8 protein-coding genes and 1 pseudogene are annotated in these 10796 nt (G+C 67.3%); 6 read left to right on the plus strand and 3 right to left on the minus strand.

Going from position 1 to position 10796, the window contains the following annotated elements:
* Positions 1-170: pseudogene (tldD, locus tag V7D63_RS12465) on the plus strand (metalloprotease TldD); the annotation flags it as partial.
* Here tldD and V7D63_RS12470 read toward each other — a convergent pair.
* The gene (locus V7D63_RS12470; protein WP_333592605.1) at positions 167-1093 is read right to left on the minus strand and encodes a TraB/GumN family protein; all 927 of its coding nucleotides are present in this window, start codon (positions 1091-1093) and stop codon (positions 167-169) included. The pseudogene tldD and the gene V7D63_RS12470 sit on opposite strands and share 4 nt — an antisense overlap.
* 218 nt (positions 1094-1311) lie before the next feature.
* On the opposite strand from V7D63_RS12470, the gene V7D63_RS12475 reads away from it, so the two are divergent.
* Both V7D63_RS12475 and V7D63_RS12480 read left to right on the plus strand, forming a co-directional pair.
* Positions 1312-3357: a TonB-dependent receptor plug domain-containing protein gene (locus V7D63_RS12475; RefSeq protein WP_333592606.1), complete on the plus strand. Its 2046-nt coding sequence runs from the start codon at positions 1312-1314 to the stop codon at positions 3355-3357.
* 106 nt (positions 3358-3463) lie between these two features.
* Complete coding sequence (locus tag V7D63_RS12480; RefSeq protein ID WP_333592607.1) at positions 3464-5533, plus strand: TonB-dependent receptor plug domain-containing protein; 2070 nt, start codon at positions 3464-3466, stop codon at positions 5531-5533.
* A 362-nt stretch (positions 5534-5895) separates the two neighbouring features.
* Here the strand turns inward: V7D63_RS12480 and V7D63_RS12485 are convergent, their stop codons facing one another.
* A complete protein-coding gene (locus tag V7D63_RS12485) occupies positions 5896-7764 on the minus strand; it encodes a peptide MFS transporter (protein WP_333592608.1) in 1869 nt (622 codons plus the stop codon).
* A gap of 189 nt (positions 7765-7953) precedes the next feature.
* On the opposite strand from V7D63_RS12485, the gene V7D63_RS12490 reads away from it, so the two are divergent.
* On the plus strand, positions 7954-8658 hold the full coding sequence (locus V7D63_RS12490; RefSeq protein WP_333592609.1) for an HAD family hydrolase: 705 nt from the start codon (positions 7954-7956) through the stop codon (positions 8656-8658).
* A gap of 12 nt (positions 8659-8670) precedes the next feature.
* Here V7D63_RS12490 and V7D63_RS12495 read toward each other — a convergent pair whose 3' ends face one another.
* Positions 8671-9810, minus strand: coding sequence for an FAD-dependent oxidoreductase (locus V7D63_RS12495; RefSeq protein ID WP_333592610.1), 1140 nt, complete (start codon positions 9808-9810; stop codon positions 8671-8673).
* A gap of 218 nt (positions 9811-10028) precedes the next feature.
* On the opposite strand from V7D63_RS12495, the gene V7D63_RS12500 reads away from it, so the two are divergent.
* Together V7D63_RS12500 and V7D63_RS12505 are read left to right on the plus strand one after the other, a co-directional pair.
* Positions 10029-10343, plus strand: coding sequence for a hypothetical protein (locus V7D63_RS12500; RefSeq protein ID WP_333592611.1), 315 nt, complete (start codon positions 10029-10031; stop codon positions 10341-10343).
* A gap of 11 nt (positions 10344-10354) precedes the next feature.
* Positions 10355-10796 (plus strand): carbamoyl phosphate synthase preATP-grasp domain-containing protein (locus tag V7D63_RS12505; RefSeq protein WP_442882143.1); only part of this gene is annotated, 442 nt, incomplete at its 3' end.

Genomic DNA, 10796 nt, shown 5'->3' on the forward strand with positions numbered 1-10796 from the left:
TGATCGGCGACGGGGCCACCGCCTTGCAGAACATCACCATGATCGGCGACGACTTCGCCTTCGATCCCGGCGTCGGCGTCTGCGGCAAGGCGGGCCAGGGCGTGCCGGTCGGCATCGGCCAGCCGTCCTTGAAGATCGGCGGCCTGACGGTCGGCGGCACCGCCGTCTAGGGCACGGCCTTCCAGGCCGGGCCGACGATCTCGAACCCGGCGGCGTCCAGCCGGTCCAGCACCCCGCCCGATTCGGCCAGCAGTCGCAGCGGCGCGACCGCCAGGGTCACGCCCGTCTCGTTCAGCGCCCCGTCGATGGCTTCGACCCACAGGCCGTTCAACTGCGGCCCGATGGACGGATCGCCATAGGGCCAGCACTGGAACAGCGCCCGATCCAGCGGCGAGGCCACCACCTCGGCCACGCGCCAGCGCCGCCAGGCCTCGGCCCGCGCACGGAAACCGTCGGGTCCCGCCTCGGCCGCCTCGATGGAGGCGCGGATGCAGGGGGCATAGGCCTCGGGCGGCTGGGCGATCAGCGATTCGATGATCTCGTCGCCGCGCACGAAGCCGACCGAGCGCACGGGAATGCGGGCCTTGCGCGCCGCGCGCCGCACCGCGTCGCCCGCCAACCGATCGCCGCGCCGATAGCCCGCGCGATCCTTCAACAGGTCGAAACTCAGCATGACGGGGCTTCTGCGCCGCCAGGTCTCGTTGCGTTCGTCGGCCATGACGGCTTCCAGCCGCGCATTCCAGTCCGCGCCCAGATAGTCGGCGTGATCGACGCCCTGGGGCAATGTGCCGATCGTGCGGATGCGCCAGATCAGGCGCAGGAAATCGCTGCCCGAAACGCGACCGGCCGGCGGCGTCATCACCCGCTGCACACGAGCCGTCGCCGCCTCCAGGGCGTCGGGCCGCCAGTCCAGATCGTCGGGCGTCCCGTTCAGGTCGCCGACCAGGATCAGGGTCGCATCGCCGCGCGTGATCTCCCACATCGGCGCGCCCGACCGCCGCGCCGCGACGATGACGTCCTCGACCGCATCGGTGGAAAGCGAGGGATCGGCGTCCGGCGTCTGCGCACGGGCGCCGACGGACCCGAACATCATCACTCCAAGCAACGCCAGGATCAATATCGGCCCAGATGCCGTCTGTTTCAGTGTTTTCATACTCAGCAACAAGGTGTGGAATGTGGCCGTATATTGACTAGGTCGTCATCGTTGTTGCGGATCGTTCCATGCCTGTCCGAAATTTAATCCACCTGTCACAGATGTAACGGGACTTGCCCCCTGCATTGCCGCCTTCTGAGGCGGAGAAGGGGAGACCAATGAGTAGAAAAGCCGCCGTCGCCGCCGCCGCACTGACCTTCGCCATCACTGGCGCGGCCCAGGCCCAGACATCGCCCGCCTCCGCCCCCGCGCCCACCGAAGCCCCCGGCCAGCGCGGCGTCCTGGTCTTCACGCCCGACTTCTTCGCCGACCAGCGGCCGAATACGGCCCTGGACATGGTCAACCGCGTGCCCGGCTTCAGCAGCAGCGACGGCGACGGCAGCCGCGGCTTCGAGGGCGCGGTGGGCAACATCCTGATCAACGGCGCGCGTCCGGCGTCCAAGAACGACACCGGCTCGTCGGTCCTGTCGCGCACCCTGGCGTCCCAGGTCGAGCGCATCGAGCTGATTCGCGGCGGCGCCCCGGGCATCGACATGCAGGGCTTCTCCGAGGTGGTGAACGTCGTCACCAAGCGCGAAGACACCCGCCAATCGGTCCTGACCCTGACCGACAGTCTGTTCAACGGCGGACCCGACGTCTTCGGCGCCAGCTATCAGTTCACGGCCCGCAGCGGCGAACGCACCTGGGGCTTCGTCGTCAGCGACAACATCAGCACCAGCGACGGCAACGGCGTCGGCCGGGTGATGCGCGTCGGGCCGGACGGAGCCGTGCTGCGCGACGAGGCCCTGCGCACCGAGGCCTATGGCGGCGGATACGGCCTGCGCGGCAACTATGGTTCGCCCTTCATGGGCGGCAAGATCGACCTGACCGCCCGCATCGGCACGTCGGACTGGCAGGAGGCGACGGTTCAGACCTCGCCCACCGTTCTGCGCGACAGCGAGAATTCCAACGAGGCCCTGAGCGGCGAACTGGGCGTCGTCTTCACCCGGCCTCTGGCGGACAAGCTGGCGCTGGAGACCCGCTTCATCCACACCGCCACCGACTTCGAGAACCGTGCGACGGCCAACGGCTTCGTCGGCGCGGTCGTCAGCGACGATCTGGCGTTCGAATCGACCGGCCTGGAGTCCGAGACGATTCTGCGCGGCCTGCTGCGCTGGGAGCGGTCGCCGTCGGTGACGTTGGAGGGCGGCGGCGAGGTCGCCTACAACCTGCTGGACACCGAACAGGCCTTCACCGTCAACGGAACCAATGTGCCCCTGCCCTCGGCCACCGTGAAGGTCGAGGAGACGCGCGGCGAGGCGTTCGGCCGGGGGTCTTGGCGCATCCGCCCGAACCTGACCCTGGAAGGCGGGCTGCGGCTGGAGGCCTCGACCATCAGCCAGTCGGGCGACGCCAGCCAGGAACGCAGCTTCTTCTTCGCCAAGCCGCGCTTCCAGGCCACCTGGACGCCGCTCCCCGGCCATCAACTGCGCCTGCGCGTCGAGCGCGAGGTCGGCCAGCTCGATTTCGGCGACTTCGCCGCCTCGGCCGAACTGGACAGCGACACCCTGTTCGGCGGCAACGTCGATCTGGAGCCGGAGTCGCGCTGGATCGGAGAGGTCATCTATGAGCGCCGCTTCTGGGGCGACGGCGTGGTCAGCCTGGGCTATCGCCGCGACGCGGTCAGCGACTACATCGACGTCATCCCGCTGCGGAACGGCCTGTCGGCGGTCGGCAACATCGGCGACGGCTGGTTCGAGCAGATTTCGCTGAACGTCGTCCTGCCCATGGACCGGTTCGGCTTCAGCGGCGGACGCTTCTCCTTCCGCAACAACTGGATCGACACCGAGGTCACCGACCCGACGACCGGTGAAAAGCGCAGCGTCTCGCGCCTGCGGGAAAGCCAGCCCGCCTTCAGCGTCAGCCAGGACATCGCCTCCTGGAAGATCCAATGGGGCGTCACCACCCTGACCCGCCTGGGCCAGAACACCTACAATCCCGACTTCACCAGCCGCTGGCGCGCCGGCAGCGACTATCTGCAAGCCCATGTCGAGTACAAGCCGACCCCGACCCTGTCGGTGCGGGTCCAACTGGCCGATTGGGACGATTTCGTCTTCGTGCGCACAGCCTACGCCAACCGGACGACGCGCCCCGTGGCCTATACCGAGACCCGCGTGGTGAACCCTCGGACCTATTGGACCATCCAGGTGCGCAAGACCTTCTGACCGAAGAAGGCCGCATACCTGTCAGCAATTTAATCCACCTTTCCCCGTTGTAACTGGAGCCTCCCTCAGACCGCCCGCAAGGCTGACCGCAGGGAGGATCATCATCATGCGCAAGGCCTTGTGGCTGTGCGGCGCCGCCGCCGTTTTCGTCGCGACACCGACTCTGGCCCAGACCTTGGTCCAGCCCTTGGCCCAGACCGCGCCCGTCCCCGCGACGGTGGGCGATGCGGCCCAGCAGGGCGTGCTGGTGTTCGACACCGCCTTCTTCGCCGAGTCCCGGCCCGACACCGTGTTGGACATGCTGTCGCGCCTGCCGGGCTTCAATCTGGAGTCCGGCGACAACGACACGCGCGGCTACGCCGGGGCGGGCGGCAACGTCCTAGTCGACGGCCAGCGTCCGGCCATCAAGTCCGAAAGCCTGGATCAGTATCTGCGCCGCATCTCGGCCGCCTCGGTCGAGCGCATCGAGCTGATCCGCGGCGGCGCGCCCGGCATCGACATGCAGGGACGGTCGGTCATCGCCAACATCATCGTGCGCCGCACGATCACGACCCAACGGGTGATCGAGTTCAATCCCTATCTCTATCCCGACGGCTATATCGGCCCGCTGATCCGCGCCTCCTATTCGCGGCGCGAGGGCCAGTCGCAGGAAGAGATCGCCTTCAGCGCCACCTCGGACCAGCGCATCGACCTGGCCGGAGACGGCTATCGCCGCCGCTATGACGCCAACGGCAATCTGATCCAGGACGCGCGGCTGGACCTGCATGACCTGTTCCGCAACGTGAACCTGGCCGGGGCCGTCCAGCGGCCGGTCCACGGCGGCCTGCTGCGGGTCAACGGCCTGCTCAACTACGACATGAGCCGCTTCGGCCAGACGCTGAGCGTCGTGGCGGGCGCGGGCCAGAACGAGCGCAGCCGACAGGAATTCGAGGGCGTCAACGGCGAGGTCGGCCTGCGCTGGACCCGCCCCCTGAGCGATCGCACCGAGCTGGAGTTCACCGGCCTGCAACGCCTGTCCAAGGGAGATTTCGCCGCCCCCTTCACGCGTGGCGGCTTCAACTCGGTCTTCACCTCGAACGACACGGCGGGCGAAAGCATCGCGCGCGGTCTGACCCGTTTCCGGCCCAACGACCGCTGGGCCTTCGAGGGCGGCGGCGAGATCGCCTACAACTTCCTGGACGGGGACACGACCTATGCCGAAAACGGCGTGGCCATCGCCCTGCCCTCGGCCGCCGTCAAGGTCGAGGAGCTGCGCGGCGAGGTCTTCGGCCAGGTGACCTGGCGGCCCAGCCCGCGCCTGACCCTGGAGGGCGGGCTGCGCATCGAGGTGTCCGAGATCAGCCAGTCGGGCGACATCGACCGCTCCAAATCCTTCACCTATCCCAAGCCGCGTCTGCAACTGACCTGGACGCCCGTCGCCGGTCATCAGTTGCGCCTGCGTTACGAGCGCGAGGTCGGACAGTTGGATTTCGGCGACTTCGTCGCCTCGTCCGAGGTCACCCTGGGCCAGGTGACGGCCGGCAACCCGGACCTGGTCCCCTATCAGACCGACATCGTCGAGGCGGTCTATGAACGCCGCTTCTGGGGCGAGGCGGTGTTGCAGTTGCAGGCGTCGCACACCCAGGTGCGCGACTTCATCGGCGTCATCCCGCTGGTCGGCGGCTTCGACGCGGTGGGCAATATCGGCGACGGGTCCCAAGACCTGTTCCAGGCCCGCCTGACCCTGCCGCTGGATCGGCTGGGCGTCGCCAACGCCCGTTTCCAGGCGCGCGGCACCTGGACCCGTTCGCGGATCACCGATCCCCTGACGGGCCAAGAGGTCGACTTCCCCGGCAGCGACGGCTTCGGTTGCGGCGTCAACTTCAACCACGATCTGGACGGCGGCCGCTGGAGCTACGGCTTCGACCACGGCTGTGACATCGACGCCGGCTACAACTATCGGACCCGCGAGCTGCGCTATAACCACAGCACGCCGTTCGTCACCCTGTACGGCCAGTGGAAACCCGCCGACGACCTGACCGTGCGGCTGGAGATCGGCAACGCCGGGGTGCGCGAACTGAGCCGCGACCGCTGGGTCCATTCCGGCCCGCGCAACACCGCGCCCTTGGCCTTTTACGAGCAGCAGCAGACCAGCGCCTATCCCTGGTTCTTCCTACAGTTCCGCAAGACGCTGTAGGTAGGCCCCGCGCCGCGCGTCTCCCCCTTCACACCCGTCATCCTCGGGCTTGACCCGAGGATCAGAGGCTGCGGCGCGCTCGGCGATGAGGGTTTGGCATGGGCGTCACAACGGCGACCCCCAGTGCGCTGACGGTCTGATCCTCGGATCAAGTCCGAGGATGGCGGCGAGTGGGATAAGGCGACGTCCGAACTCGCGCATAGCAGCGCCCTCAAGCAGCGAGGCTCCGCGAGCCGAGCGCTAGGGCAAGAAACACACCCCGCCCTCAAGCAGCGAGCCGCCGCGCGGCGAGCGTTAGCGCGCAAAAAAGAGCGGCGCCTCGATCGAGACGCCGCCCTCTTCAGTTCAGACCTCTAGAGCGGTCAGTGGTTCGAGGCGTCGTTGGCCCCGTGCGACCAGCCCTTGATCAGGAAGCTGACCAGGATGAAGGCCACGCCGATGCCGACGCCCCACCAGCCCAGCTTCGAGAAGCCGTCCAGCGAGGTCGCCAGGGCGCCCTGCGGGTCCAGGACCTGACCACCCACCGTCTCGGTGCCCATCAGGCCGGCGATCTTGCCGCCGACGAACTGGGCGATGGATGAGGCCAGGAACCAGACGGCCATCATGAAGCTGACCACCGAAGGCAGCGACAGCTTGGTGATCTCCGACAGGCCCACGGGCGACAGGAACAGCTCGCCGGTGGTGTGCAGCAGATACAGCATGGCCAGGATCATTAGCGGCATCTGGAAGGCCGGGCTGACCATGCCCGCGCCCGCCGCCCAGACCACGACCAGGAAGCCCAGGCCGACCTGAACCAGGCCCAGGCCGAACTTCATCGTCGGGTTCGGGTCGCGCTTGCGCGCCGCCAGCCAGGCCCACATCGCCGCGAAGATCGGGGCGAAGATCAGGATGAAGCCGGCGTTGAACGACTGCACCTGGGCGGCCGTGATGGTCGAGTTGACCCACAGTCCGGGGTTGGTGATCCCCGCCGCGGCCAGTTGGTCCGGCGTGCCGATGGTGACGCCAAGGATCTGCATCGCCTGAGAGGTGATGGTCAGGTCGACGTTGCGATCCGCGAACAGGTTCAGCGAGGTGCCGGCCTGTTCAAACAGGGTGAAGAAGACCACCGCGCCGAAGATCAGCACCAGGGCCAGCATCATGCGCTGACGCTGGACCCAGGTCTTGCAGACGAAGGCGATGATCCAGACGATCGCCGCCAGCGAGGCCAGGGTCGAGAAGCCCAGCACCGTGCCGACCAGGGCGTTGCGCTGCACCAGGAACCAGACGGCGCCGACGCCCAGAATGGCCAGGATGTAGATCAGCCATTCGCGGTTGATCGGCCCGAACACCGGGCGCTTGATCAGCTCGGGGTTGGGCGATTCGCCCTTGCCTTCCAGCAGGGGCTTGCCCAGCACGAAGACGACCCAGCCCAGGGCCATGCCGACCCCGGCCAGGCCGAAGCCGGCCCACCAGCCCACCGTCTGGCCCAACAGGCCGCACAGCACCGCGGCCCAGAACGAACCCAGGTTGATGCCGTAATAGTACAGGGTGAAGCCCGAATCCCGGCGCGGATCGCCCTGCGGATACAGTTGGCCGACGATCGACGAGATGTTCGGCTTCAGGAAGCCGACGCCCATGATGATCAGCGAGATGGCCAGATAGAAGACGTTGACGCCCTGGCTGTCGCGCGTCTGCTTCATCTCGTACTGGCCGGTCGGCAGGACGGCGGGCAGGGGCGAACCGGCGGGCAGGCCCTCGACGGCGATGCCGCCGCCCTCGGCCGGGCCGAAGCTGTAGTTCTGGCCGTTGACGACGATCGAGACCTCGCGGCCCGCGCCGCGGCCTTCCGAGGCGATCTCATAGGACTGGCCGGCATAGGTCAGGGTCTCGGTCGCCGGACGCCCCTCATAGGCCATCAGGCCGTGACCCGCGACCAGCAGCAGGGCGCCGAAGGCGATGGCCTTGCGCGTGCCGATGTAGCGGTCCGCCACGATGCCGCCGACCAGCGGCAGCAGATAGACCAGCGAGGTGTAGGACCCATAGGTCGAACTGGCCGTCGCGTCGTCGAACAGGAAATGCTGCGTCAGGTAGAAGATCAGGATCCCGCGCATGCCGTAGTAGGAGAACCGCTCCCACATCTCGGCGAAGAACAGGATGATCAGACCCTTGGGGTGGTTCTTCAGGATCTGCATCAGGACAGGCAGACCTGTCACGAGGGTGACGATCACCCCCAGCAAGATGACGATATTCATACGATGCCTTTTTGCGTGTGCCGGGCCTTCACGGCCAGCGAGCTGGCCAACAGCGCATCCGCCTCCCCCGACGATCGTGCGATAGGACCACCGTGGGGCGGTCATTACAAGCCGTAACCGTCAGTGATCGGCGCTTACAAAAGCCGCCGCCCCCTTGCGTCGCGGCCTCGCGTGGGACATTCGCCAACCATGCAGCGCGCGCCCATCACCACCGTCGGTCTCGATGCCGACGACACCCTTTGGCACAATGAGACGATCTTTCGTCTGACCCACGACCGGTTCGTCGACCTGCTGGACGACCACGGCGACCGCGAGACCATCGAGACGCGCCTGGCCGAGGTCGAGCGCCGCAATCTGCGGCTCTACGGCTATGGGGTGAAGGGCTTCACCCTGTCGATGATCGAGACGGCGATGGAACTGTGCGACGGCGGCGCCCCGCCCGAGGTGGTGCGCGAAATTCTGGCCGCCGGGCGCGAGATGCTGGCCCATCCGGTCGAGACCCTGCCCGGCGTCGACGAGGCTCTGGCGGCCCTGTCGGAACGCTATCGCCTGGTGCTGATCACCAAGGGCGACCTGATGGATCAGGAGCGCAAGGTCGCCGCCTCGGGCCTGGGCGAATTGTTCGCCGCCGTCGAGATCGTGTCCGAGAAGGACCGCCGCACCTATGAGGGCGTCTTCGCCCGCCACGGCACGGGCGCGGACCAGGCCGTGATGGCCGGCAACTCCATGAAGTCCGACGTCCTGCCGGCGCTGGAGGCGGGCGCCTGGGCGGTGCACATCCCCTATCACATCACCTGGGCGCACGAACTGGCCGACGCGCCCGAGGAGCACCCGCGCTACGGCGCCCTGGAATCGATCAGTGAGCTGCCGGCCTGGGTGGCGGCGATCGGCTGAACGCCGATGACATCACGCCCGCAAAGGTCCGTAAGTCTCGTGATACCGCTTCGGCCCGACGACGGGCATCAGAAGGTTTCTGACGAACGCTGGCAGACGGGCCGCCTTTGACATCTTGTCGGTCATGGACTGGACATGACGCACACGCTGGCGTCGCGCCGTTTCAAACCGACTTGCCGAGGCCCCCCAGTCGGCGTCCGCATCGAGAAGATCGCCCAGAGCGTTGGCGTCTTCCAGCGCCAGGGCGACGCCTTGCGCCCAGACGGGAGCCGTTGCGTGCGCGGCGTCTCCGATCAGGACGACGCGGTCGTTCGCCCAGGCGTCCAGACGAACCTCTTCGAGCGGCGACCAATGGACGCTGCCCGGGTGCGAAACCAGATAGTCGAGGGTGTCTGTAACCCGCTTTGGAAAGTGTTTGAAAGCCGCCGAAATTTCGACGCCGAAACGCGGATCGTCCGCCGCTTCACGGGCGGACGCTCCCCCGCTTACGCTGGCCCAGCCATAGACTTCGCCGTCGCCGACCGGGATCAACAGAAACAGTGACCGCGGCCCGGCCCAGACCGTCCAACCGTCAACGCCGGGATCCGGCGCGATGAAGCGCCAGCTCGCCCGTGACAGGACGGCCGACTGGGTCCGAGCCTCGGGAAAGGCGCAGGCCCGCGTTCGGGAGTGTATTCCGTCGGCTCCGACCAGCAATCCTCCGGCGATCGCCTGGCCGTCTTCAAGCGTGGCGATGACGGTCGCATCGGTCTGGCGGATATCCGTGACCGCGCATGACATCCGAAACAGGTCGGCGGGAAGACCTTGCCGGAGCGCAGCCAGCAAGTCGGAGCGCTTCACGCAACGCGGCCGGTGATCGAGACCCCAGAAGGCGTCTTCGTCGATCTCGAACACCAGGCGGTCCCGATGATCGCGATATTCCCTGCGCCGTGTCGGTCGGCCCATCCTGGAGATCGCGTCTCGCAGTCCCATCTGGCTCAGGGCGGCGACCGCATTGCCCGGCAGGTTGACCGCGAAACCGTCGTTGGAGAAGACATCGCGCCGCTCCAGCACGACACAAGGGATATTCGATTGGAAAAGTCGACGGCCCAGCGCCACGCCCGCCAGACCGGCTCCGACCACGATCACTTGCGACGACACGTCCGACGTCATGGTGTCTCGCCCTTGATTTCGGAACCCAACCTAGTCTCGGGGACATGGTCGTCACAAGCGCATCGGTCCGGGCGCATCGATGAGATCGCACCAACGGCCGGATAAGCGCTTGCCCCCGCCGCCCCCCGTCTTTAGACGGGCCGCTTAGCCGACAAGCCGACGGACCGCTGCGCCTCCCCGCGCCGGCCTTTGCGCGCGCCTGAGGCTGAGGACCCGCCGTGACCCACGCCGACGTCAGCCATGAAGAGCGAGACGCCATGGTGCGCGCCGCCCTGGCCGAGCATGGCGATTCCGGCGTCACCCCGCGCCACACCCTGTTCTATTTCTACGGCGACGGCGACCACGGCGATCTGAACGAGGTCGCGCGCCGGGCGGGCTTCATCACCCGCGGCGCCGACGATTCCACGATCCTCGAGACGACCATGGCGGTGGACGAGACGTCCTTCGCCCCCGTCTCGGCCATGATGCAGACCTGGGCCGCGGCCTTCCAGCTCGATTACGACGGCTGGGAGTGCGCGGTCGTGACGAATTGAGAGCCTGACGCATGCCCAAGCGCACGGACATCCAGTCCATCCTGATCATCGGCGCCGGACCCATCGTCATCGGCCAGGCCTGTGAGTTCGACTATTCCGGCGTCCAGGCCTGCAAGGCGCTGAAGGCCGAGGGTTATCGCGTCATCCTGGTGAACTCGAACCCGGCCACCATCATGACCGACCCGGAGGTGGCCGACGCCACCTATATCGAGCCAATCACGCCCGAGGCGGTCGAGAAGATCATCGCGGTCGAAAAGCCCGACGCCCTGTTGCCCACCATGGGCGGCCAGACCGCGCTGAACACCGCCCTGGCGCTTGACGCCTCGGGCGCGCTGAAGCGGCACGGGGTCGAGATGATCGGCGCCCGCGCCGAGGTCATCGACAAGGCCGAGGACCGTCAGAAATTCCGCGACGCCATGGACAAGCTGGGTCTGGAAAGCCCCCGCAGCCGCG

The sequence above is a fragment of the Brevundimonas sp. genome (assembly GCF_036732845.1).
Classification (GTDB): domain Bacteria; phylum Pseudomonadota; class Alphaproteobacteria; order Caulobacterales; family Caulobacteraceae; genus Brevundimonas.